The organism is Daejeonella sp., assembly GCF_049655485.1.
Taxonomy (GTDB): Bacteria; Bacteroidota; Bacteroidia; order Sphingobacteriales; family Sphingobacteriaceae; genus Daejeonella.
On record NZ_JBASJU010000223.1, the window covers coordinates 1 to 23,425 of the forward strand.

Sequence of the window (23,425 nt, forward strand, 5' to 3'; positions counted from 1 at the left end):
AGTGCAAGGATTTTATTTTCCAGATTGGAAAATTTATTGACGATTATCACCCTGTTTTGTTCTAAAACACATGCCCCGGTTTTGAAGTTTCCTTTTTCATAGCGCAACTTAAACCCTAGCGATTTTAGCAGCGATTCGAGCTTTTCAAGGGTATGCTGTGTATAGGAGAGGGCCAACAGATCTCAAAAATAAATAAAAAAGGGCTTAAACTGATAAGTTTAAACCCTCTAAAAAAATATTTGTTTGATGATCTTTATCGAAGATCAACTACCTCAACGCCCGGATATTTTTTTGCATCGAATGCAAAAGTAGATTCAGGCACCTTGATATTAGGTGTGAAAGTTTTGATAGTATAGGTATATCTGTTACCATTTTTATCAAAAATCACCGCATTGGTAATTTGCTTATTCAACTTGTCGATCTGCAAACGGACTTTAAAAAATGTACGTTTTGAGTCGGTTGGCGTAAGATCTATATTATGGACCATTCGACCGTTAGCAGCCTTGGTATCATTTGTATACAAAAATTTGAATCCTTTTTCATAGATCGTAAAAATCTTTGCAGGGTTTAGACCTTCTGCGTTATTATCCACTTCACTCAGCTGAACTTCTTTATCTGCTTTCAAATATGTCCATTGATTCTTGCCATCGCTAATTAATTCTTGTCCCTTTAGGATTACTTTATATTTATTTGTTTTAGACTTAACGAATAAAGTTCCAGCCTGAGTTTCCTTAATTTTAGCCTGTGGATTTTCAAGGGTATAAGTAAAATCAGTCTTAATCACATCGTATGCTCTATACTTCTTACTAACCTCTGCAAGGATTGACTTTGCTTTGGCTTCGCTTTGCGCCATAAGGTTCCCGGCAGTACCCATAATCACAAATGCGCATATCACTAAATTCTTCATATTCATTTTATTCTTTTTTGATAAACGTTAATCTTTCTTGTCTAGTGTACCCAAGAACTGTTCCAAAGAATATTCATCAGGTATAAGCACTTCTCTGGCCTTACTTCCTTCAAACGGACCAACGATACCAGCCGCCTCTAATTGATCAATAATTCGTCCTGCGCGATTATATCCCAACTTGAGTTTCCTTTGAATCAGGGAGGTAGAGCCCTGCTGATGCATGACAATTAGTCGGGCTGCTTCCTCAAAGAACTGGTCCCGGTCGGATGCGTCAAATTCTTTCATTGACGATTCGGAGTTTTCATCAACATATTCCGGGAGCATGAATGCTGATGGATAACCTCTTTGGGCACCTATAAAGTCGGAAACCCGCTCAACTTCCGGGGTATCCACAAAGGCGCATTGTATCCTGATAAGATCACTTCCCGTAGAAAGCAGCATATCTCCTCTTCCAATGAGCTGATCAGCTCCTCCACTGTCGAGGATGGTGCGGGAATCAATTTTAGATAGCACCCTAAACGCTAAGCGGGCAGGGAAATTGGCTTTAATTGTTCCGGTAATAATATTTACAGACGGTCGCTGCGTAGCTATTACCAGGTGTATACCTACAGCCCGGGCAAGTTGGGCGATACGGGCAATAGGAGTTTCAACCTCCTTGCCAGCGGTCATCATCAGATCAGCAAACTCATCGATTATCAAAACAATAAACGGCAGGAAACGATGCCCATCATTTGGATTTAACTTTCTGCTGATAAACTTTTGATTGTATTCTTTCAGGTTCCTGACGTGTCCATTCTTCAGAAGATCGTAACGCTGATCCATCTCGATACAAAGTGAATTAAGTGTGGCTATTACCTTTTTAGTATCTGTGATAATTGCATCCTCTTCTCCCGGCAGCTTAGCCAGGAAATGCCGTTCAATTTTTCTGAATAAAGTAAGCTCTACTTTCTTGGGATCAACCAACACAAATTTCAATTGTGATGGATGCATCTTATACAGCAACGAAACTAATATTGCGTTAATTCCGACCGATTTACCCTGTCCGGTTGCTCCCGCAACCAGAAGATGGGGCATTTTGGAAAGGTCTGCGATATAAACTTCATTCGAAATGGTTTTTCCAAGTGCAATTGGAAGATCCATCGTGGTATTCTGGAACTTTTCGGTAGCAAGCACAGAACGCATAGAAACCATTTCAGGATGCTGGTTAGGCACCTCAATACCTATAGTTCCTTTACCTGGCATTGGGGCAATGATCCGGATTCCAAGTGCCGCAAGGCTTAGGGCAATATCATCTTCCAGGTTTTTAATCTTGGAAATTCTTACACCAGGCGCAGGTATTATCTCGTACAAAGTAACTGTAGGGCCGATTGTCGCTTTTATCTTATCAATCTCAATATTATAGTGGTTTAGAGTTTCGACAATTTTATTCTTATTAGCTTCCAGCTCTTCGGCATTCACTGCTATTTTGTTAGACCCATAATTTTCAAGTAGATCTAAAGGAGGATATTTATAACTGGAAAGATCCAGAGTTGGATCGTACATGCCGAACTGCTCAACCAATTCTGTCGATTTTTTCTCTTCTTCGGTTACCTCAATTGTCAGCGGCGGGGTAACTTTGATTTCATTAAACACGGTTTCCTCCGTTTCAAGCGGCACATTTCGGGATGGACTTAACACCACATTCACATGCTGTTCCGGATTATTTTCTTCAGTCGATTTTAACGGAGGTAAATTTTGACTGGTCCTGGCAGTCGCACCGGTTCCAGGATTTGAACGATTTGGTAGATTAAATTCTACAGGTTCATACCTTACTTCTTCTTCCAGCTCAATATTATCTGGAGTATCTGGTACAACATATTTTGGCTCGGCGTTCCTTTGCGGGATTTTAAAATCAATATTATAGGCGATAATCAATACAGTCAAGCCGGCAAAAGCTAATAAGCCCGCCGTTCCTGCATTACCAATCTGGGCCTGTAACAAGCGGTTGGTCCAAAAACCAAATTCACCTTCAAGATAATGCGGGTAATCAGTTAAGAAGGCATGAAAAAATGCCAGCGTTAATGAAATGTATATAAGAAGGAAAAATGAATAGGAAAGCGTTTTTGAGATGGATAAAACCTTAATTTTAAACAGCATTCGATAACCTACTATGAAAAAAATACCGATAAAGATAAAAGATGCTATACCAAACCATTCGTAAATGAACTGGTGTGATAACAAGGCACCGAACTTACCAAGCCAATTTTCAACAACAGGCTGAACTAAGCCCATTTGGGACAATTCTGCCTGGGTTTTCCAAAGGTTAGCCCATCCCCCATTAGCATCCATAACATAACTCTGGTCGTCCTTCCAGGTAAATAGATAGGAAGTAAACGCAACCATAAAATAGAGGGACACGATTAGGAAGAATAAGCCGATGATCTTTACCGTCCGGTCATCATTGAGTTTAAAGGCTGGTAAAACCTCTGCTTTCTCTCTTGGAATCCTTGTTCGCGGACTGGATTTAGATTTGCTTTCATCACGGAATGAATTTTCATTTCTGAATTGATTTCCTCTTAGGGGCATCCGATTTCTTAATTAGTATTGACAAATATAAGGTTAAAACAAGAATCAAGTAGCAAGTATCAAGTATCAAGATCGGCGTATTTTCTTATGAAGTCGCCAGTCATAATTTATTCCCCTCAAGTCTTGATACTTGATACCTGATACTTGATACTATTATAAATGTTTATTTTTACTATTATTGATTATCAAAAAAGATATTTAATCGATAAACCATAAACAATGGATCAGGATTTACTGGAAGAATATATCCAAAAAGGCAACTCCGCCGAGCTCGATGCAATATTAACAGCCAATCCGAAACTTGCAAGCTTAAAGACCAGTCACCAGGTATCTCCCTTAATGTTGTGCTGCTATTATAAACAGGCAGCTTTGGCAGAAATCATTCTGAAGCATTTAGAAAATTTAACCTTTTTCGAAGCGGCAGCTCTGGGCAAAAGCGACTTCGTTGAACAAGCTCTAAATGCAAATGAAGACCTGGTCAACCAATTTTCGGACGATGGTTTTACTCCCCTTGGCCTTGCTTCTTACTTTGGGAATGAAGACGTTGTAAGATTACTACTACTTAAAGGGGCAGAGCCGAACGTTCCGTCCCAAAATGGCTACAATGTATATCCTCTCCATTCCGCAGTGGCATCAAATTACGCTATGATTGCGAAAATGCTTATGGAAGCTGGTGCTGATGTAAATGTAGTACAGATGTCGGGCGCTACTCCATTACATTCCGCAGCCCAAAACGGTAATATTGACCTTCTAATAGTTTTGCTTGAAGGGGGCGCCAATGTTAATGCCCGAACAGAAGATGGAAAAACAGCTGCTGATAAAGCGTCGGAAAAGGGGTATGGGGATATTGCGAAGATACTCTCATAGTATCAAGTATCAGGTATCAATAAACGAGGGAGTCAAAAAGATCGGTGACGCTCAAATTAAAGTTCGCCGATCTTGATCCTTTCTATTTGATTCTGTCTTCAAAGGTCCCAAACCCCTGCCCTTTTCCTTTTAATGAAATGGCGTATGTCAAGTACGAGTGCGGCACAAATATAAAATATAAGAGGAAATCCCACTGCCAGGAAGGAAGAGTAGATAAAGAATAAGCGAATTTTAGATATAGAGATATTTAATCGCTCACCAAGATAGGTGCACACGCCAAATGATCGTTTTTCAAAAAATGTTATAAACCGCTGTAACATATCAAATATTCAATAATTTCATCCCAATACCACAAGATAAGCATTTCTTATCTTGGCAATAGCCTTTTTTCAATTGAATTAATGATTGCGAAAAAAAAGCATTTTCCGGGAACATCCCAATCTCTTTAAAACGCTTTGTTATCGCATTTGTTTCAGGCGGAAGATTTTCAAGCAGAGATATACTTCGCTGTATATGTGCATCTGAACCGGTTTCCCGTCCGAATGCCATCAGGAATACCGCAACAGTATTTATTAAAATATTATTAATAGACTCCTTTCCAAGTCGGAAAGGCACTCTGCTTGTTAAAGCATCGAAGCGATAGTGAGTATCCCAATAATTATTAACGGGCAGGTCGTAAAACATACTTACGATTCTTTGAATATCCGTTTCAGCAAGTATTTTGGAGAATAAATGACTGGACTGCACCACTAAAGCTGAAAACTGGGCGAGTCTTATTGTCGGGAAATTAACCGGCCGCATCCTTAGGTGCTTCCAGATAAAGTTATCAATTGGATTTAACCCATGCTTCATTTTCAAAAAATCATATTCTTTTTTGAGTGCCCGAGGGTAATCATCTTTTAATTTTTGATTTAAGAAACCTGCCTGGCCAAAAATCAGAGATTCAATCTGCAGAGGACGGTTCTTATATCTTGACAATAGTTGATGTGGAAGCGATCTGGCAAGCATTTCGAAAGGTACTGCGTTGATTTTAAAACCAAAGTTAGATGCCAGGTGAATAAAGAATGCCTCATCCCATCCTCCTTTCCATTCAAGTAATAAATTATTTATCGTATCCGATTTTTGTTCTAATCTTTCAATTTCAACCCGATGGAGCCAGTTTCTTATAGAAAAATCGTCAACCTTCGAGATATGCCGGCTACAGGGTATCCAATCCTTACTCTCTAGAAGGTTTAAATAGGCATCAGTAATCTTTTGAGGAATGAGTTTTTCAAGAGACAAAACAGGGATATTAGAACCATTGGTTCGGAATACCTCCTGGTCATGCCTACCTACTACATGAAGTATTACGCTATCGTAATTTTTATCAATCTGATGTTTATGCCGGTCCCAATCTGAAGATCGAAGGTGTATTTCTACATTCCCGGCCCAAAGAGTATCGCCAATTTTAATCCATGAATCTTGAAAATCGGGTCCTGCATTATTATTATGTAGTCCTACTTTGACAATTTCAACAGGATCACCGGAGGTAGTCTGCAAACCCATCTGATCAAACAGACGAAATTTCCAGAGATAATGGAGGAAGTCTTCGGGAACAGCCATAACGGAAATTACGGCGGGATTATTTAGGAAAAATGAGTAATGATCGAACGGGGGCTATTTTTAAGTATACGGCATTAATAGACAAAGGAACAAAGAACAAAGAGCAAAGACATTGAGCAATCTTTCATTAAAATCAGAGGCAGAAAGAACGTTCTTGATTATGTCCTCAGCAATGTTTGAGCGCTTAGGTCCTTGATCCTTGATCCCTGCCGGCAGGCAGGCAGGTTTGTTCTTTGCTCTAACGCCCGATTTAAATAATCCCCTTTTCCTCCAATAGAATGCCCATCTCCCTTTGCAACTTCAGCGCTTCTTCTCTTGCTCGTTCTGCGAAGTCTTCTCCCTTAGATGCATAAATGATAGCCCTGGAAGAATTTACCAGTAGACCGCAATCGCTATTTAATCCGTTATGGGAGACTTCCTGAAGACTCCCCCCCTGCGCTCCAACTCCCGGCACAAGCAGAAAGTGATCAGGAGCGTGTTTCCTGATACTAATAAATTCTTCACTTCTGGTGGCACCTACTACATACATGAGCCTGTCATTACCTGCCCAACTGTTGGCAGTGTCGATTACAGTTTCAAATAAACGCTGAGCACCCGTATTGATGAACTGGAAGTTTTTGCCGCCTTCATTCGATGTCAGAGCTAGCAGGACTACCCATTTTCCATCAAATTGGAGAAAAGGCTGAACAGAATCAATACCCATGTAAGGGGCTACTGTTATGGCGTCGAAGCTCATCCCAGACGATTCTTTATCAAAAAATGCGCGCGCATACATTGCAGAGGTGTTTCCAATATCTCCCCGCTTGGCATCGATGATTCCAAGACAAGTGTCCGGAATATATTGTGATGTTTTAATGAGACTTTGCCATCCGGATATACCAAGGCTTTCATAGAAAGCACTATTGGGTTTATAAGCTACACATAGGTCATGAGTAGCATCTATAATCCTTTTATTAAACTCAAAAACGGGATCAGCAAAATCCAACAGAAAACTAGGGATAAGATTTATATCAGTATCAAGACCTACACATAGGAAGGATTTTTTTTGCTTAATCTGTTGTATTAGTTGCTGCCTGTTCATTAAGGGTATAAATTTGAGCGAAAATAAAGAAAGAAGGAGTCACCCACTTAAAAAAAGAATTAAAAGTTTTGATTATTTCATTTAATTGTATAGAATTGTGCTGTAATCTCAATTTATCCTGAATTCAGGAAATCACAATAATCCCTAGATATATTTTCTAATTTTTGTGTTGTCGTTCTCCAGGATAAATTTATTGAACTAAAAATCCCAAAACCATAAACCATATTTAATGCTGGATAGTAATAAATTGAACGAAAAGCTCGTTTCCGAGCTTCGTGAAATTGCTCAAACACTTGGTGTGCCCGACACTGACACTCTTCGCAAACAAGATCTTATCCATAAGATCATACAAAATTCTGAAGCCTCCGCTGTCGCTCAGGAAGCTATCCCTGCAGGGGGAGAAAGCGAAGGTGATATAGCTGACGGGAAACCCCGCAAGCGTTTAAGAAGCCTAAAGCCAAAAAACGAAACCAAGCAACATCAGGAGGTTCATCTAGATAATACAAGGACATTCGATTTTCCAGAAGATGAGGAAATATCCCAGCAGGACGCAATACAAGAATCTACTGAAAATCAAGAAGTTAATAACACTCAGAATATAGAAGATCAAACGCCTGCCGAAATTCAGAATTCCTTAGAAAGCACCGAAAAGGTTAAGGAAAATAAGTCCGGCGCCCAGGGTGAGCAAAAGAAATTTGAACGCAGGCAGAACCAAAACACTCAAAACCAAAATAGAAATCAGGAGCCTGCCATTAACATGGACTTCGACAATGTTATTGTCAACGAAGGTATTCTTGAAATCATGCCTGATGGTTATGGATTTTTGCGGTCATCCGATTATAACTACCTGTCATCCCCGGATGATATTTATGTATCTCAATCACAAATAAAACTCTTCGGCTTGAAAACCGGTGATACGGTTAGGGGCAGCATTCGTCCGCCGAAAGAAGGAGAAAAATACTTTCCTTTGGTTAGAGTTGAAGCAATTAACGGCCGCATACCAGCAGATGTGCGTGACAGGGTGCCTTTTGATTATTTAACCCCGCTCTTCCCTACCGAAAAACTCAATCTGTTTGTTGATACTGCAAATCATTCAACTCGTATAATAGATCTTTTTACACCTATTGGAAAAGGCCAGCGCGGTTTAATAGTAGCTCAGCCCAAGACAGGCAAAACCATGTTGTTAAAGGATGTGGCGAATGCCATAGCCAAAAATCACCCGGAAGTATATTTAATCATCCTTCTTATAGACGAACGTCCGGAAGAAGTAACAGACATGGCCAGAAGTGTACGTGCTGAGGTTGTATCATCCACTTTTGACGAGCCAGCAGAACGTCATGTAAAGATTGCAAATATTGTCCTGGAGAAAGCTAAGAGAATGGTGGAGTGTGGCCACGATGTGGTAATACTTCTGGATTCCATTACCCGTTTAGCCAGGGCGTATAACACCGTGGCTCCGGCATCAGGCAAGATCTTGTCTGGTGGTGTTGATGCAAACGCTCTCCACAAACCCAAACGTTTCTTCGGGGCCGCCAGGAATATTGAAGACGGAGGTTCTTTAACAATTCTTGCTACGGCACTAACTGAAACCGGTTCGAAAATGGACGAGGTTATCTTCGAAGAATTCAAGGGAACGGGTAACATGGAGCTTCAATTAGACAGAAAGCTGTCTAACAAACGTATATTCCCTGCAATCGACCTTACAGCTTCAAGTACTCGTCGAGACGATCTGCTGTTAGATAAGGATACGCTTCAACGAATCTGGATTTTAAGGAATCACCTTGCGGATATGAATTCGCAAGAATCGATGGAATTCTTACAATCGCAAATGCGTGGAACGAAAACAAATGAAGAATTTTTAATTTCGATGAACTCATAACAAGAAGGTATGAGGTAGGAAGTATGAGGTATGAGTCCAAATCCACGGGTTATCATTCCTACTTCATACTTCCTACTTCATACTTCCTACCTCATGAAAAAACACATCCCAAATGCTGTAACTTGCCTAAACCTTTTTTGCGGCTGTCTGGGAATGGTGTTTGCCTTTGATGGAAACCTTGAATGGGCATCCTATTCTATTCTGATCGCGGCAGTTTTTGACTTCCTTGACGGGATGCTGGCGAGGCTTCTGAGAGCCTATTCAGACATCGGTAAAGATCTCGATTCACTGGCGGACGTGGTTAGCTTTGGTGTTTTGCCTTCTGTAATCATTTACCAGCTTTTTCTGGGTTCATCCACGTCCATGGATTGGTTGAAATATTCAGCTTTTCTCATTGCAGTCTTTTCAGCCTTAAGACTGGCCAAATTTAATAACGACGTCCGGCAGTCGGAAAATTTTATTGGATTGCCTACCCCGGCAAATGCATTGCTGATTGCTTCACTGCCATTTATAGCTGCAGAGGGTTTTGCCTCCTCATTTCTGCATAACCCCATATTCCTGGCAATATTTAGTTTGATCATGGGACTTTTGCTTGTTTCAGAAATCCATCTGATGTCTTTAAAATTCAGTGGGCTGGATTTTTCAAAAAATATACATCGGTATATTTTGGTTATTTCCTCTCTCCTTTTAGTGATAATATTTAAATTTGCCGCTGTACCCCTAATAATGGTCGCATACTTTACCATATCTTATATCCAATTCAGATCTACAAAATGAAGTTTATCGCAGAAATTAATGTAATGCCCTTAAAAGAGATCCTTGACCCTCAGGGAAAAGCTGTAACAGGAAGTATGAAAAATCTGGGTTTACAGGAAATACAGAACGTAAGAGTAGGAAAACATATTACACTTGAATTGGAAAGCGAAAATGAAAGTGTTGCACGTCAAAAAGTAGATGAAGCATGCAGGAAGCTGCTTGCTAACCTGATAATGGAAAGCTACGAATTCGAATTAAAACAGGTTTTTTAACTTGCTTCTAATTCCTTCTTAACTTCGGAAAGCTTGACAAAAAGCTCCTCGGAAAATTCATTCAGCGATTTAAAGAGCGTGGCAATTGTATCAGTGTTGGTAAGGTTCCTGGCGTAGTTTTCAATTTCCGCCATTCTGTCTTTGGCCGCATCTGCACCCATAAAAGCAAGAGTTGGCTTTATCTTATGCGCGATCTCTGCCGCTTTAGACCAGTTTTCATCAATTATCAACTGGTTTAACTGCTCAAAATAAGCCGGGGTCTGTTGCAGAAACAACTCTATCATCTCAATCATAAATTCATTACTTCCGCTTGAAACATCACGCAGGTAGGTCAGATCAATCTTGTATTCCGGTTTGTTTAGAGGAAGGTTTTCAGCCATAAATAAAAAAATATCTACTAAGATAACTTTTTTACAGATAAATTATCTGTCAATTCCGATAGCAATTTAGACATACTTTTACGGTAAATTGGATGAAAAAGTTCGGCATTAATTTCGCAAAGCGGTTCAAGACAAAAACGCCGCTCATGAAGAAATGGATGGGGAATTTTCAGGCCCGGTTCATCTATAATTTCAGTACCGTAAAGCAGAATATCTATATCTATAGTTCTTGAGCCCCATCTTTCGCCACGTTCCCTTCCTAGCTCCTTTTCTATTAATAATACCTCGTTTAACAACTCATTGGCACTCAGCTGAGTAGAGACCGAAATCACCTGGTTTTTGAAATCAGGCTGATCATGCTTACCCCACGCAGCCGTACAGTAAACTGAAGAGCTTGCGATTACTTCTCCTACTCTGTGGCCAATAAGTAAAGTGGCATCCGATAAATATTTTAAACTATTTCCCAGATTGCTCCCAAGTAATAAATATGTGATAAACATGTTTTTTAACAGACTCCTGTAACAAAATAATCCCTACAGCATCTGTATTTAGTATACTTGCATAGTTAAAACATTTGACCCTCATATGAAAGATTTTTTCAAATTTGTTTTTGCCTCGATGATTGGTGTAATCCTTTCCTTCTTCGCTTTGTTTGTTCTATTTATTATTTTTATAACCGTTATTGTGTCATCAGCGGGCAGCGACGGCGATGTTGCCGTTTCTCCAAACAGTGTTATGCACATGAGCCTTGACTACCCGATTTCTGAAAGGTCGGATAAAAATCCTTTTGGAAATTTTAATTTCATGGGTCTTGAAGGCCAAAAAACACTTGGGTTAAAAGAGATCCTTGCTGGGATAGAGGCTGCCAAAACCGATAAAAATATTAAGGGGATTTATCTTGATGCATCATCAGTTTCAGCTGGGTTCGCCACTATCGAAGAGATCAGGAATGGATTGATTGATTTTAAAAAGAGCGGAAAATTTTTAATAGCCTATTCTGAAGTCTACACCCAAGGTGCTTATTATTTGGCATCTGTTGCAGATAAAATTTATCTTAACCCAGAAGGGATGGTTGATTTTCGAGGTTTAAACTCCGAAAGCATGTTTTTCAAAGGGGCGCTCGACAAAATGGGAATTGAGGCACAAATTATAAAAGTTGGTACCTATAAAAGTGCAGTAGAACCATTCATTCTCGAAAAAATGAGTGAAGCAAACCGGGAGCAGGTTACTTCCTTTCTAGGTTCAATGTACGATCACTTTTTATCTGAAATTTCTGCAAGCCGAAAGATTCCTAAAGCTACATTATTTGCTATTGCAGACAGCGCAAAAGTTAGAGATCCTAAAGATGCCGTTACATTCAAAATGGTGGATGGCTTACTTTACAAAGACCAGGTGTTGGATGACTTAAAATCGCGCACCGGGATCGATAAAAACAAAGATGTTAAATCGGTTAGCATTGAAAATTACGCTTCCAATGAAAGAAAGGAAAGCTCCACTTCTTCCAACAGGATCGCGGTAATATATGCGAATGGGGAGATAATTAGTGGAGAGGGCAACGACAACACGATGGGCTCAGATAGAATTTCCAGGGCAATTAGAAAAGCTCGTACAGACGATAAGATAAAAGCAGTAGTACTTCGTGTGAATTCGCCAGGTGGAAGCGCCCTGGCATCGGACGTTATGTGGAGAGAGGTGGTTCTTACCAAAAAAGTTAAACCCGTAATCGTTTCTATGGGGGATGTAGCAGCTTCCGGGGGTTATTATATTGCCTGTGCAGCGGATTCTATTTTCGCCCAGCCAAATACAATCACAGGTTCAATCGGCGTATTTGGAATTATCCCCAACATGCAGAAGTTCTTCAACGATAAGCTTGGGATAACGTTTGACGGTGTAAAAACAGGACGTTTTTCCGATCTGGGAGATGTGAGCCGTCCGCTTACCGAGGACGAAAAAATGATTTTTCAGCACGAGGTCGACAAAACTTATAACACCTTTACTAAAAAGGTAGCTGATGGCCGAAAGAAATCGCAAGCTTATATCGATAGTATCGGCCAGGGGCGCGTTTGGAGTGGAACAGAAGCTGTGCAAAACGGCCTGGTCGACAGGCTTGGAGATATTGATGATGCCATCAAATCGGCCGCTAAAAAAGCTAAGCTGAAAGACTATAAAGTTGTCAGCTATCCCACTCAAGTGGATCCGCTTAAATCGTTGTTTGATAATTCAGCTGATAAAGTGAGGCTCTATTTTGTAAAAAAAGAACTTGGTGATAATTTCACCTATTACGAGCAGCTAAAATCCGCACTAGGGGTTTCGGGAGTACAGGCAAGGATACCATATAATATAACGGTTAGATAAGAAGTATCAGGTATCAAGTAGGCTCACGGATAAGATTTAAATTTCAACTTTAAAGCTTATAATTGGCCATGGATGGTACATTTCTGTATTTTTGGGATGTTAGCCCATGGAAAATAAAATAATAGCGAGAACCTTACGTCTTCTGAGCCAGCTGATGGAGCTGCATGATGAAAATCCATTCAAAATCAAGTCTGTCGCAAACGCTGCTTTTAAAATTGATAAGCTCCCCTATCCGGTTTCGGATAAGAGTCTTGCTGAGATTGAACAGATTGATGGCCTCGGTAAAAGTACCGCTGCTAAGGTATGGGCCCTGTTAGAAACTAATTCCATTCCAGAATTAAGTAATCTGATGGCTCAAACGCCCCCGGGCATCATTGAAATGATGCGAATAAAGGGTTTGGGACCAAAAAAGATTGTTGTCATCTGGAAAGATCTTCAAATAGAGAATATTGGTGAACTTTATTACGCTTGCAATGAAAATCGTCTGATAGAAGCAAAAGGTTTCGGGCTCAAGACCCAGGAGGAAGTAAAAAAGATCATTGAATTTAATATGGCCAGTAATGGCCGTTTCATTTATGCGAAAATTGAAGCTTTCGCTGATACTTTACTTCAAAATCTTAAGAAAGTACTTAAAACTGAAAATATATTTCTTACCGGCCAGTATCGAAGGCGATGTGAAATCATTGATTTGCTTGATATTTTAATAGTCGGACAAATTAGTACCGAAACACCGGAAATGCTCGTAAAGGCTGGTTTAATCGTCGGGACTTCTTCTGAGAATTACATTGAATGCGATTCCGAATTTGGAGTAAAATTAAATTTAGTGTTCTGCAATTCCGAAGAATTGGGCTGGCAAATGATCCTTCAAACAGGTAACCGGGAACATGTTGACGAATTAGCATTAAAACTAGTCAATACCGATGTCACCGGAAAAAGTGAAAACAACATCTATAAATTAGCGGGAATTACGTTTATAGAGCCCGAATTACGAGAAGGCTTAAATGAATTTAAACTGGCTGCTGATAATAAACTGCCGGTTCTGATATCCTATTCAGACCTGAAAGGAACCTTACATAACCACAGTACCTGGAGCGACGGTGTCCATAGTCTCACAGAGATGGCAGTTTTCTGCAAGGATGAATTAAAATTAGAATATCTGGGAATATGCGATCATTCGAAGTCAGCATTTTATGCAAACGGGTTAAATGAAATCCGTGTAGCAGCTCAGCACCGTGAAATAGATGAACTGAACATAAAACTGGCGCCCTTCCATATTTTTAAAGGGATAGAGTCCGATATTCTATATGATGGATCATTAGATTATTCTGATGAGATACTCGCAACGTTTGATTTCGTTGTTGCATCAGTACACTCCGTTCTCAAAATGAGTGAAGAAAAGGCAACCGACAGGCTGATAAAAGCAATTGAAAACCCTTATACGACTATCCTGGGACATCCCACAGGCAGATTGCTTCTTAGCAGAAGCGGTTATCCCATAGATCACCGGAAGGTTATTGACGCGTGTGCAGGAAATGATGTAATTATCGAAATCAATGCGAACCCATTGCGGCTGGACCTGGATTGGCGATGGCATCAATATGCTATTGAAAAGGGCGTTCTCCTATCCATAAATCCGGATGCTCATCGAAAAGAAGGCTTTTTCGACATGCATTATGGTACGTTAATCGCAAGAAAGGGCGGTTTAACAAAACTGAATTGCCTGAACGCGATGGAACTCGATCAGGTTAAAAAACTACTTAACAGAAGAAATAAATAATTGGAAAAAAAATCTCTTAAAATCCTGATTATTCGGTTTAGTTCAATCGGAGATATTGTTTTAACCACACCAGTTATACGTTGTGTTAAGGAACAGCTGGCTGGGGTTGAATTACATTACCTTACTAAAAAAGCTTTCGAGCCCGTCCTTGCAGCAAACCCATATTTAGATAAAATTCATTATTTAAAAAACTCATTGTTTGATACCATCGATGAGTTGAAACTTGAGAATTTTGATCATATAATAGATCTTCATCACAACATAAGAACCCTAATCATCAAATTAAGGCTTGGAAAGCATTCCTCGTCGTTCAATAAACTAAACTGGCAAAAATGGCTTCTAGTTAATCTGGGCGCTAACCTACTTCCAGGCGAGCATATTGTTGACCGCTATCTAAAAACTGTGGAATTTTTAGATATAAAAAATGACGGCGATGGTTTAGATTATTTTCTAGTCCAAAATCACCATTTAACCTTGTTGTTGCCCCCTTCACATCAGCGTTATATTGCCCTAGTAATCGGTGCACAACACTCTACTAAACGGCTTCCGATCGTCCGCCTGATAGAATTATGCAAACAATTGAATCATCCGGTCGTTCTTTTGGGAGGGCCGGAAGACATGGAACGCGGTGAGACTATTATGTCAGCAGCAGGAGAACATGTTTTCAACGGGTGCGGTAAGTTTAAACTGGATCAATCTGCTTATTTGGTTAAAATGGCAAAGTGCGTTGTTACACATGATACCGGCCTAATGCACATCGCAGCAGCCTTTAAAAAGTCTATTCATTCTGTCTGGGGGAATACAGTGCCAGAATTTGGAATGTATCCATACCGGGCGGGGGAATCTTATATCTATGAAGTGCACGGACTTCCGTGCAGGCCATGTTCCAAAATAGGACACGAAAAATGTCCTCGCGGACATTTTAAATGCATGAATAACATCGATCTTAATGCAATTAGCCAGCAAGCCAATGCCTAAACAATTATTATTAATTCGACACGCCAAATCCGATTGGGATAATATTAAACTCTCAGACTTTGAGCGCCCCCTTAATTCAAGAGGTGAAAAGAATGCTCCGGAAATGGCAAAGCGCCTTCTCAAAAGAGGAAAAGTTCCTCACCAAATCGTAAGCAGCCCCGCGGTTAGGGCACTTAGCACTGCACGGATTTTTGCGAAAACACTAGGGAAAAGTAAATCCGAAATTATTCAGGAACCTGAAATTTATGAAGCATTACCGTCTACCTTGATGGATATAATTAATAACCTGGATAACAAATTTTCTTTTACTGCCCTGTTCGGACATAACCCGGGAATTACAGAAGTGGTTACTAAGCTATGCAATAAGGATCTTTACAATATTCCGACATGCGGCATGGTATTAATACAATTTCCTTTCGATGATTGGGACTTAGTTAGTTCCGGAACTGGTGAAATTGTTTTTTATGATTATCCCAAAAATGAACAGGATTAATTAAGCACCGGATCAATTTATCAAAATTTAAGTCTAAATTTTTATATCAATTTGTAGACATTGCCTGGCAAACCACGTAAAATCCCTTTCATCTCCATACCCAAAATAATTAAAGCGAGTTTGCTTTGCGGCAATCCGGTAAATATGGAAAGATCATCTATAACAAGGCTCCCTTTATTTAACAATACTTCTGAAATCATCTTTTCCTCACTGGAAAGATCAATATGCAGACTTAGTTGCGGGCTTACTTTCAATTGATTTTGAGATTCTGTCCATCCCAAAATGTATTCGAGATCCGCTAACTTAGTAATAAGATTGGCCCTGTTGGTTTTGATAAGATGATTACAGCCAGAACTGTATTCATCGCTAATCCTCCCCGGGTATGCAAAAACATCCCTGTTATAGGAATTAGCAAGCTCGGCCGTGATCAAGGCCCCACCCTTTATATTTGCTTCCACAACAATGGTGACGTCAGACAGACCAGCAATAATACGGTTACGTTTTGGAAAATTTTCCCGGTCAGGAACTGTTCCCGACATAAACTCCGTAATCAGGCCCCCATGGGACAACATTTTTTCTGCCAGAGGCCTGTGTTGTGAAGGATAGATCCGGTCAAGTCCATGCGCCATTATTCCAACCGTGGAAATTGAATTCTTTACAGCCTCTTTATGTGCTAAATAGTCTATTCCATATGCGAGTCCACTTATAATTAACGGATTATGAGTTTTAAGTCCTGCTAACAAGCTACTGCAGATATCTCTTCCATAGTCAGTGGAGTTGCGGGAACCTACCACGCTAATTACTTTCCCTGTATTAAGATCAGCATTGCCTTTAAAAAACAGCATTACTGGGGCATCATAACAATTTTTAAGTCTTTTGGGATAATTGTCTTCAGTAATAAATAAGGCCTGGATGTTATACTTTTCTATGAAAGAAAGCTCTTTTTCTGCTCGTTCGAAAGCTCTGTGGTTCTCAATCAGCTCGATAGTTTTAGGTCCTATACCCGGCACCTTCCTAAGATGCTTGCCTTTAGCCTTAAAAATCTCTTCAGGGCTGCCGCAAAAGTTTATCAGATTCCGGGCGAGCACAGATCCTACTCCAGGAATACAAGACAATGCAATTTGATGCAGTAGCGACATAATGTCAAAGTCTGCATATTTTGACTATCGGTCAAAAAAAATTAGAATAACGTGCGAAAAAGTAAGGAAACGGTTATCTCGTCACTGAGGTATATAGACTACAAATTTCGTTTCAAAGTAGTCTTCTTTAAAATAATCGCTAAGAGGAATAAGGGTGGCCTTCAACCCGGATTCAGCTATTTCTTCAGCAAGATCCCCTCCCTTAAGGTAGAGTATTCCATTTTGTATTTCATTCACCGATTCCTTAAGGAATTTCCCGCGGATCCATGGATAGAATTCTGTTAACCTGGTAACTGCCCGGGAGACCACAAAATTAAACTTATCGTTAATGTGTTCTGCCCTGGCATGCGTTGCAACTACATTTTGTAAGTCACTAGCCAAAGCTACTTCATTTACAACTTTGATCTTCTTTCCTATAGAATCAACCAGGTGAAAATGACTTTCAGGAAATAATATTGCAAGAGGTATACCCGGAAAACCACCACCCGTTCCCACGTCAAGTATTTTCTCACCAGGAAGAAAGCTAATCACTTTCGCTATAGCGAGGGAATGGAGGATATGATGCAAGTAAAGCATATCGATATCCTTTCTTGAAATTAAGTTTATACGCGAATTCCAAAACCTGTAAAGTTCATTCAGTTCCGCAAACTGATCCTTCTGACGCTGGGTTAAATCAGGAAAGTATTGAATAATCAGGTCAGAAGTCACTTCGTAAATTGCTCTTTTTTCGTTTCATAATATTGGACATTAAATCCCGCGCACGGAATAATTGAGCCTTTACAGTTCCCAAAGGAAGATCGAGTTGCTGAGCGATCTCTTCATATGATTGCTCTTCAAAATAACGGAGAGTAATCAACGTGCGATACCTTGCGGGAAGTTGTTCCACAATATTTTTTAGCTTTTCATTTTCCTGTTTTTTAATAGAGCTTTCTTCAGGATTCAAACTCTCTGAACGGACTTCAAATTGCCTTTCTTCTCCCTCCTGATCAGTAAGACTATTTAGAGAAACTACATTTAATCTCTTCTTACGGATAAAATCTATACAATTGTTCGTCGCAATCCGAAATAACCATGTGCTGAATGCAAAGTCCGGTTTATACTTTTCGAGGTTTTCAAAGGCCTTGCCAAAGGTCTCAACAGTCAGATCCATAGCATCGTCTTTATTGTTAACCATTTTTAACGCCATAAAATAAATGGAGTCTTTGTAACGCTGCATCAATTCAGCATAGGCTTTCTGGTCGCCATCTTTAGCTCTTGAAACAACAAGAAAGTCATTTTTCGCGTTGGGCGAAAAGTTAGGATTCATTTCCATTCCAGTCTTTTCTTAAACACAGAGGTGAAGCTTAAAATCAATAGATAAAAGTAATAAATGATATCCAGAATAGGCATCCACCAAATCAGGTCAGCACAATTTAATTTTTTGAAGCAAGGTACATAAACAAACAATTGTATAACTATACGAATTAGGTATACAGACAATAATAACCACCATTGTGCTTCAAGAGCGATAAGCGCTAAAAGAAATAGATAAAAGAGAACTCCTGAGGCGGCCTGAACACCCAAAATCTTCTTGTGCTCTGGCTGATAGGCCTTACCCGCTCCCTGATGCCTTAATTTCTGATTGAAATAAGCAGAAAATGTATGTTTGGGTTCTGACCAGACATGTGCATCAGGATGAATTTCAATCACGGTATTCGTGGCACTTGCATTCTGGTTTACAAAAAGATCATCATCACCGGATAAGATGTGCATATGAGAAGCAAAGCCCTTGCCTCTAAAAAAAAGCGACTTTTTATAGGCAAGATTTCTGCCTACACCCATATAAGGCATCCCCGCAAGGGAAAACGATAAATAATTTAGTGCTGTTGAAAATGTTTCAAATCTGATGATACGATTTAATAGACCGGCTGTACGTTCATAAGGGGAATATCCTAGTACTATTTCGGTGCTATTTTTGAACTGAGCTTGCATTCTCGAAAGCCACTGGTTAGACGAAGGACGGCAGTCTGCATCAGAGAATATCATGTTTTCGTTCTTACTAGCCTTAATCCCAAGTGTAACAGCAAATTTTTTTCCATGTTTAAATCTTGGGTGATCACTTAAAGTGACGACTTTTAAGTGTTTGTATTTTGCTGAAAGATCTCTTAAATACCAATCTGTACCATCGTTCGAACAATCATTAACTACAACAACTTCGAAATCAGGATATTCCTGGTTAAGGAATAAGTTCAGGTTTTCTTTAAGGTTTTCAAGCTCATTACGTGCACAGATTATTATCGAAACGGGCCCTTCAACTGCAGTTTCTAACTCACTGATCTTATAAGAACCTAATTTCCGATGTATAACAATCGTAAAATAAAGTTGGATTATAAAGCAAATTTGAAAAGCAACTAAAACAATGAAATACAAATAGTCCACGCGATAACAAATCTTATATAAGAGGGTAAATTTCTAATTTTTCAGGCAACAATTGGCATTGTTTGCAAAATAAACTAAAATTCACACAGGCGCGTGTAGGCCACCGTGTCGGGCGTCAGACAAAAGATATTTCACCAAGCTTCTGTGAAGGGAGATAGTTGTTAGCTTTCACCTTTTATAATTGCTATTTTTGCGTCCGTTATAATCATTTCAATGAATTTCAAGCTAGAAGCTACAGATACCTTATCAAAAGCCCGGGCGGGCGAAATTACTACCGATCATGGGCTTATCCAAACCCCCATTTTTATGCCTGTGGGCACCGCAGGTTCAGTAAAGGCAGTCCATCAGCGGGAACTTGCCGATGATATTAAGGCTCAGATCATTCTGGGAAATACCTATCACCTCTACCTCCGGCCGGGACTGAATACTCTGGAAATGGCTGGGGGACTACACAAATTTAACGGATGGAACAAACCCATTCTTACCGATAGCGGTGGCTACCAGGTTTATTCATTATCCGGCGTTCGAAAGATCAGGGAAGAAGGTGTAACTTTCAGATCACATATAGATGGTTCAAAACATTTGTTTACGCCAGAATCTGTTATGGATACGCAACGTATTATTGGTGCAGACATCATAATGGCCTTCGACGAATGTACTCCATACCCCTGCGAATACGGATATGCGAGGCGTTCAATGGAAATGACACACCGCTGGCTCAAACGATGCTGTGAACATTTTGATAGTACTAAACCAAAATATGGCTATTCACAAACTCTGTTTCCAATAGTCCAGGGCTCTGTTTATAAAGATCTTCGCAAACAATCGGCTGAAATGATAGCGTCCTTCGAAAGAGAAGGCAATGCTATTGGAGGACTTTCGGTAGGCGAACCGGCCGAAGACATGTATGAAATGACGGAAATAGTGTGTGACATTCTTCCCTCAGACAAACCCCGCTATTTAATGGGAGTTGGCACCCCGGTTAACATACTGGAAAACATAGCGCTGGGAATTGACATGTTTGATTGTGTGATGCCTACCCGAAACGCCCGCAATGGTATGCTTTTCACAAAAAATGGTATTATAAATATAAAAAACGAAAGGTGGAAGAACGATTTTTCTCCCATTGAAGAAGATAGTGACCTTTTTGCCGACAGAAATTACAGCAAAGCTTATCTCAGACATCTGGCACATTCAAACGAGATTTTAGGCTCGCAGATCGCTACTTTACACAACCTGCACTTCTATATATGGCTTGTTTCTGAAGCGAGAGCCAAGATATTAGACGGTACCTTTAGCGAATGGAAGAATAAAATGGTAAAACAAGTTGCTCAACGATTATAGGTATGATCAAAATCATCGATTGGTACATCATTAAAAAATATCTGGGGACATTTATATTTACCCTTGGTATTTTCACGGTGATCTTCGTCATTTTCGATGTTTCTGAAAAATTGGATGATTTCCTAAAACATGAAGCCCCGCTTAAAGAGATTATCTTTAGCTATTATGCCGGATTCATCCCCTATTACCTTAATTTTCTTTCACCATTAATAAACTTCATTGCAGTAATTTTTTTCACGGCAAAAATGGCCGACCAGACAGAAATCGTCCCCATTTTAAGTGGAGGGGTCAGTTTTCGAAGGTTTTTATGGCCCTATTTTATTGCCTCCACTGTTATTTTTCTGGTGACACTCATCTTTAATCTTTATATCATTCCGGAAACTAACGGTTTGAAAATAGACTTCGAAAACGTTTATGTAAATCCGAAATCAGACAATTCAAAGATGTATACTCATATGCAAATTGATAAGAATACCTATGTGTACATCGAGAATTTTGACAATAATCAAAAAGTTGGTTACAAGTTTGTCCTCGAGAAATTCAATGGTTACCAGCTCAAACAAAAGCTAGTTGCAGATAAGATTACCTGGGATTCCGTCAAGGCGCGGTGGGCCATTGAAAACTATTCTATACGTACTGTAAACGGGCTCAAAGAGAGTATGACCACAGGTATGCGTATAGACACTACATTAGATATGAGGCCGAAAGACTTTCAGATCTACGACAATATTTACCAGGCGATGAATATGCGTGAGTTAAATGAACGGATCGATAAAGAACAAACACGCGGGACTGGCGTCATGGTTGATCTGCAGTTGGAGAAATATAAACGGTTTGTATATCCTTTGTCTGCCTATGTACTTACCTTAATGGGCGTATCCCTATCCTCGCGAAAAGTACGGGGAGGAATCGGACTTCCTCTGGGTATTGGAATCTTTTTGAGTTTTGCCTATATCTTATTTATCCAATTCTCCAATATGTTTGCCTTGAAAGGAGGACTACCGCCATTAATCGCTGTTTTTATACCAAATATTATTTTCGGTGTACTTGGTATTTACCTCCTTGCCAAAGCTCCAAAATAATCACTGCAACAAGCAGAAACTAGTTATTAATTAAGCGGACGAGATATTCGCCTTAAACATTCGATATGTTAACCAATCAAACCGCAGTAAATAAAAATCTCATCATACTTCACCTTACGGTATTTGTTTGGGGGTTTACAGGGATCCTTGGAGCACTTATTTCCATTCCAGCAACTCAGCTCGTCTGGTACCGGGTGCTGATTGCATTCATCACCCTTTTTGCCTATTTCAAGTTGACAAAAACTTCGTTGAAGGTATCACGGGTTGTCTTCTTGAAATTATTCTTTACGGGTGCAATTGTTGGACTACATTGGATCTTATTCTTCCAATCGATAAAATCTTCTACCGTTTCTGTAACTCTTGTCTGTCTTTCGTCGTTAACTTTATTTACAGCTATCCTGGAACCGATATTTAAAAAGCAAAAGATTTCAATATTCGATATCATCACTGGCTTGACAATAATTTGTGGAATTTATTTGATATTTCGGTTCGAATCCCGGTATACAGAGGGGATAATATATGGGCTGATTAGCGCACTATTAGCAAGTATATTCTCCATTATAAATTCCAAGCAAATCCAAAATCGCCCAGCACCCATTATAAGCTTCTATGAGCTTATTGGCGCGTGGGTATGGATTTCTATCTATCTGGCAATTATCGGCGGGTATACCGCCTCTATGAGCCTCAACTTTGCCGACCTGATGTATTTATTGATACTTGGCACCGTCTGCACCTCTCTCGCTTACGTTGCAGGTGTGGCAGTCATGAAAGAATTATCAGCATTTCGTGTCGCACTAATTACTAATCTGGAGCCCGTATATGGGATTATTCTAGCCTTCCTTTTCTTTGGAAAACGTGAGCAAATGACATTAGGATTTTACGCAGGGGCTGTTATAATTCTTAGTGCAATCTTTATTTACCCGGTGATAAAAAATCGAAAAAGAGCCAGCTAAAGTTCGGGTTCTGAGCATTTTTTTTGCCATTACATACACTAAGTTCCTTATTTAAACAACACGCGTCTTCTGGAAATGTGCTCACGAATTTGGAATAGTGATTAATAATTCGGATCATCTTGAGTTCCGGAACAAGTAGAAAAAAGGTTTGGTAAAAAGTCTGCACCACATAGATAAAAATGTTGGAGCCGGGAAGCCTTTGATTCCTTCCTTTGGTCGTAAAGATTTCATAAGAAAAACAAATATGAGGTGAATTATTCTCATAAAAATTTCTGGCTACCCTACAGTGCAATAGCCTCCAGCGTGGACCCGGAATTTAGAAGTTCATTCACCAGAAATCTTTTACTCAATTCTTAAACGCGGGTCAAATTTTTATCAAAAATAATTGAAGCGAATTAATTTTTTAAGCGCTTCTATTTCGTACTTTCAATACTTAAATCAATTTCCCCTTCTGTTAATTTGGATTTTTAAAATGAACTATATTCCAGTGGTTCTGTTCTACGAAATCGGGCAAAATTATACCAAATGTTAGCAGTTTAGGCAAAATTTATTTTATTATTTTTATCTGATAATCAAC

General features: G+C 39.6%; 22 protein-coding genes. 11 read left to right on the plus strand and 11 right to left on the minus strand.

Going from position 1 to position 23,425, the window contains the following annotated elements:
* Positions 1 to 253 precede the first annotated feature (253 nt).
* Positions 254 to 907 (minus strand): LolA family protein, encoded by a 654-nt coding sequence (locus tag WBJ10_RS09425; protein ID WP_424289626.1) that lies wholly within the window; start codon positions 905 to 907, stop codon positions 254 to 256.
* A 27-nt stretch (positions 908 to 934) separates the two neighbouring features.
* Positions 935 to 3,472 carry a DNA translocase FtsK 4TM domain-containing protein gene (locus WBJ10_RS09430; protein WP_424289628.1) on the minus strand — a complete coding sequence of 846 codons (2,538 nt, stop codon included), beginning with the start codon at positions 3,470 to 3,472 and terminating at the stop codon, positions 935 to 937.
* A 219-nt stretch (positions 3,473 to 3,691) separates the two neighbouring features.
* Between WBJ10_RS09430 and WBJ10_RS09435 the strand changes: the two genes are divergently transcribed.
* Positions 3,692 to 4,339: an ankyrin repeat domain-containing protein gene (locus tag WBJ10_RS09435; RefSeq protein WP_424289630.1), complete on the plus strand. Its 648-nt coding sequence runs from the start codon at positions 3,692 to 3,694 to the stop codon at positions 4,337 to 4,339.
* 98 nt (positions 4,340 to 4,437) lie between these two features.
* Here the strand turns inward: WBJ10_RS09435 and WBJ10_RS09440 are convergent, their stop codons facing one another.
* From WBJ10_RS09440 to pyrF, 3 genes are all read right to left on the minus strand, one after another.
* Positions 4,438 to 4,659, minus strand: coding sequence for a PspC domain-containing protein (locus tag WBJ10_RS09440; RefSeq protein WP_424289632.1), 222 nt, complete (start codon positions 4,657 to 4,659; stop codon positions 4,438 to 4,440).
* A gap of 1 nt (position 4,660) precedes the next feature.
* Positions 4,661 to 5,941 (minus strand): DUF2851 family protein, encoded by a 1,281-nt coding sequence (locus tag WBJ10_RS09445; protein WP_424289634.1) that lies wholly within the window; start codon positions 5,939 to 5,941, stop codon positions 4,661 to 4,663.
* Positions 5,942 to 6,191: 250 nt separating this feature from the next.
* Positions 6,192 to 7,022 (minus strand): orotidine-5'-phosphate decarboxylase, encoded by an 831-nt coding sequence (gene pyrF / locus WBJ10_RS09450; RefSeq protein WP_424289636.1) that lies wholly within the window; start codon positions 7,020 to 7,022, stop codon positions 6,192 to 6,194.
* 229 nt (positions 7,023 to 7,251) lie between these two features.
* Between pyrF and rho the strand changes: the two genes are divergently transcribed.
* From rho to purS, 3 genes are all read left to right on the plus strand, one after another.
* Positions 7,252 to 8,901: a transcription termination factor Rho gene (rho, locus tag WBJ10_RS09455; protein ID WP_424289638.1), complete on the plus strand. Its 1,650-nt coding sequence runs from the start codon at positions 7,252 to 7,254 to the stop codon at positions 8,899 to 8,901.
* A 93-nt stretch (positions 8,902 to 8,994) separates the two neighbouring features.
* Positions 8,995 to 9,678, plus strand: a complete 684-nt coding sequence (pssA, locus tag WBJ10_RS09460; protein WP_424289640.1) for a CDP-diacylglycerol--serine O-phosphatidyltransferase — start codon at positions 8,995 to 8,997, stop codon at positions 9,676 to 9,678.
* Positions 9,675 to 9,929, plus strand: a complete 255-nt coding sequence (gene purS, locus WBJ10_RS09465; protein WP_424289642.1) for a phosphoribosylformylglycinamidine synthase subunit PurS — start codon at positions 9,675 to 9,677, stop codon at positions 9,927 to 9,929. The genes pssA and purS overlap by 4 nt, the downstream gene beginning before the upstream one ends.
* Here the strand turns inward: purS and WBJ10_RS09470 are convergent.
* Together WBJ10_RS09470 and folK are read right to left on the minus strand one after the other, a co-directional pair.
* Complete coding sequence (locus WBJ10_RS09470; protein ID WP_424289644.1) at positions 9,926 to 10,309, minus strand: Hpt domain-containing protein; 384 nt, start codon at positions 10,307 to 10,309, stop codon at positions 9,926 to 9,928. The two genes, purS and WBJ10_RS09470, sit on opposite strands and share 4 nt — an antisense overlap.
* A gap of 17 nt (positions 10,310 to 10,326) precedes the next feature.
* Entirely contained in the window at positions 10,327 to 10,809 is a 483-nt protein-coding gene (gene folK / locus WBJ10_RS09475; RefSeq protein ID WP_424289646.1) for a 2-amino-4-hydroxy-6-hydroxymethyldihydropteridine diphosphokinase, read from the minus strand.
* An 85-nt stretch (positions 10,810 to 10,894) separates the two neighbouring features.
* Between folK and sppA the strand changes: the two genes are divergently transcribed.
* The 4 genes from sppA (at position 10,895) to WBJ10_RS09495 (ending at position 15,912) form a co-directional block, all read left to right on the plus strand.
* Entirely contained in the window at positions 10,895 to 12,664 is a 1,770-nt protein-coding gene (sppA, locus tag WBJ10_RS09480) for a signal peptide peptidase SppA (protein ID WP_424289648.1), read from the plus strand.
* 106 nt (positions 12,665 to 12,770) lie between these two features.
* Entirely contained in the window at positions 12,771 to 14,441 is a 1,671-nt protein-coding gene (locus WBJ10_RS09485) for a DNA polymerase/3'-5' exonuclease PolX (RefSeq protein WP_424289650.1), read from the plus strand.
* Positions 14,442 to 15,419: a glycosyltransferase family 9 protein gene (locus WBJ10_RS09490; protein WP_424289652.1), complete on the plus strand. Its 978-nt coding sequence runs from the start codon at positions 14,442 to 14,444 to the stop codon at positions 15,417 to 15,419. It abuts the gene before it with no gap.
* The gene (locus tag WBJ10_RS09495) at positions 15,412 to 15,912 is read left to right on the plus strand and encodes a SixA phosphatase family protein (RefSeq protein ID WP_424289654.1); all 501 of its coding nucleotides are present in this window, start codon (positions 15,412 to 15,414) and stop codon (positions 15,910 to 15,912) included. The genes WBJ10_RS09490 and WBJ10_RS09495 overlap by 8 nt, the downstream gene beginning before the upstream one ends.
* Before the next feature lie 41 nt (positions 15,913 to 15,953).
* Here the strand turns inward: WBJ10_RS09495 and dprA are convergent, their stop codons facing one another.
* The 4 genes from dprA to WBJ10_RS09515 all read right to left on the minus strand — a co-directional run bounded on the left by dprA (position 15,954) and on the right by WBJ10_RS09515 (position 19,469).
* A complete protein-coding gene (dprA, locus tag WBJ10_RS09500) occupies positions 15,954 to 17,051 on the minus strand; it encodes a DNA-processing protein DprA (RefSeq protein WP_424289655.1) in 1,098 nt (365 codons plus the stop codon).
* A gap of 81 nt (positions 17,052 to 17,132) precedes the next feature.
* Positions 17,133 to 17,759 (minus strand): 16S rRNA (guanine(527)-N(7))-methyltransferase RsmG, encoded by a 627-nt coding sequence (rsmG, locus tag WBJ10_RS09505; RefSeq protein WP_424289657.1) that lies wholly within the window; start codon positions 17,757 to 17,759, stop codon positions 17,133 to 17,135.
* Complete coding sequence (locus WBJ10_RS09510) at positions 17,749 to 18,357, minus strand: RNA polymerase sigma factor (RefSeq protein WP_424289659.1); 609 nt, start codon at positions 18,355 to 18,357, stop codon at positions 17,749 to 17,751. The genes rsmG and WBJ10_RS09510 overlap by 11 nt, the downstream gene beginning before the upstream one ends.
* Positions 18,354 to 19,469 (minus strand): glycosyltransferase, encoded by a 1,116-nt coding sequence (locus tag WBJ10_RS09515; RefSeq protein ID WP_424289661.1) that lies wholly within the window; start codon positions 19,467 to 19,469, stop codon positions 18,354 to 18,356. The genes WBJ10_RS09510 and WBJ10_RS09515 overlap by 4 nt, the downstream gene beginning before the upstream one ends.
* Before the next feature lie 213 nt (positions 19,470 to 19,682).
* Here WBJ10_RS09515 and tgt point away from each other — a divergent pair, with 213 nt between their 5' ends.
* The 3 genes from tgt to WBJ10_RS09530 all read left to right on the plus strand — a co-directional run bounded on the left by tgt (position 19,683) and on the right by WBJ10_RS09530 (position 22,848).
* A complete protein-coding gene (tgt, locus tag WBJ10_RS09520) occupies positions 19,683 to 20,813 on the plus strand; it encodes a tRNA guanosine(34) transglycosylase Tgt (protein ID WP_424289663.1) in 1,131 nt (376 codons plus the stop codon).
* 2 nt (positions 20,814 to 20,815) lie between these two features.
* Positions 20,816 to 21,895 (plus strand): LptF/LptG family permease, encoded by a 1,080-nt coding sequence (locus WBJ10_RS09525; protein ID WP_424289665.1) that lies wholly within the window; start codon positions 20,816 to 20,818, stop codon positions 21,893 to 21,895.
* Positions 21,896 to 21,960: 65 nt separating this feature from the next.
* Positions 21,961 to 22,848 carry a DMT family transporter gene (locus WBJ10_RS09530; RefSeq protein ID WP_424289667.1) on the plus strand — a complete coding sequence of 296 codons (888 nt, stop codon included), beginning with the start codon at positions 21,961 to 21,963 and terminating at the stop codon, positions 22,846 to 22,848.
* Positions 22,849 to 23,425 lie beyond the last annotated feature (577 nt).

Excerpts from the sequence above, each read along its gene's own strand:
- WBJ10_RS09440 (WP_424289632.1), bottom strand. The coding sequence starts at position 4,659 with ATGTTACAGCGGTTTATAACATTTTTTGAAAAACGATCATTTGGCGTG.
- tgt (WP_424289663.1), top strand. The coding sequence starts at position 19,683 with ATGAATTTCAAGCTAGAAGCTACAGATACCTTATCAAAAGCCCGGGCG.
- WBJ10_RS09435 (WP_424289630.1), top strand. The coding sequence starts at position 3,692 with ATGGATCAGGATTTACTGGAAGAATATATCCAAAAAGGCAACTCCGCC.
- WBJ10_RS09470 (WP_424289644.1), bottom strand. The coding sequence starts at position 10,309 with ATGGCTGAAAACCTTCCTCTAAACAAACCGGAATACAAGATTGATCTG.
- WBJ10_RS09530 (WP_424289667.1), top strand. The coding sequence starts at position 21,961 with ATGTTAACCAATCAAACCGCAGTAAATAAAAATCTCATCATACTTCAC.
- rho (WP_424289638.1), top strand. The coding sequence starts at position 7,252 with ATGCTGGATAGTAATAAATTGAACGAAAAGCTCGTTTCCGAGCTTCGT.
- WBJ10_RS09510 (WP_424289659.1), bottom strand. The coding sequence starts at position 18,357 with ATGAATCCTAACTTTTCGCCCAACGCGAAAAATGACTTTCTTGTTGTT.
- WBJ10_RS09445 (WP_424289634.1), bottom strand. The coding sequence starts at position 5,941 with ATGGCTGTTCCCGAAGACTTCCTCCATTATCTCTGGAAATTTCGTCTG.
- pssA (WP_424289640.1), top strand. The coding sequence starts at position 8,995 with ATGAAAAAACACATCCCAAATGCTGTAACTTGCCTAAACCTTTTTTGC.
- WBJ10_RS09425 (WP_424289626.1), bottom strand. The coding sequence starts at position 907 with ATGAAGAATTTAGTGATATGCGCATTTGTGATTATGGGTACTGCCGGG.
- WBJ10_RS09525 (WP_424289665.1), top strand. The coding sequence starts at position 20,816 with ATGATCAAAATCATCGATTGGTACATCATTAAAAAATATCTGGGGACA.
- WBJ10_RS09430 (WP_424289628.1), bottom strand. The coding sequence starts at position 3,472 with ATGCCCCTAAGAGGAAATCAATTCAGAAATGAAAATTCATTCCGTGAT.
- WBJ10_RS09495 (WP_424289654.1), top strand. The coding sequence starts at position 15,412 with ATGCCTAAACAATTATTATTAATTCGACACGCCAAATCCGATTGGGAT.
- dprA (WP_424289655.1), bottom strand. The coding sequence starts at position 17,051 with ATGTCGCTACTGCATCAAATTGCATTGTCTTGTATTCCTGGAGTAGGA.
- purS (WP_424289642.1), top strand. The coding sequence starts at position 9,675 with ATGAAGTTTATCGCAGAAATTAATGTAATGCCCTTAAAAGAGATCCTT.
- sppA (WP_424289648.1), top strand. The coding sequence starts at position 10,895 with ATGAAAGATTTTTTCAAATTTGTTTTTGCCTCGATGATTGGTGTAATC.
- WBJ10_RS09485 (WP_424289650.1), top strand. The coding sequence starts at position 12,771 with ATGGAAAATAAAATAATAGCGAGAACCTTACGTCTTCTGAGCCAGCTG.
- pyrF (WP_424289636.1), bottom strand. The coding sequence starts at position 7,022 with ATGAACAGGCAGCAACTAATACAACAGATTAAGCAAAAAAAATCCTTC.
- folK (WP_424289646.1), bottom strand. The coding sequence starts at position 10,809 with ATGTTTATCACATATTTATTACTTGGGAGCAATCTGGGAAATAGTTTA.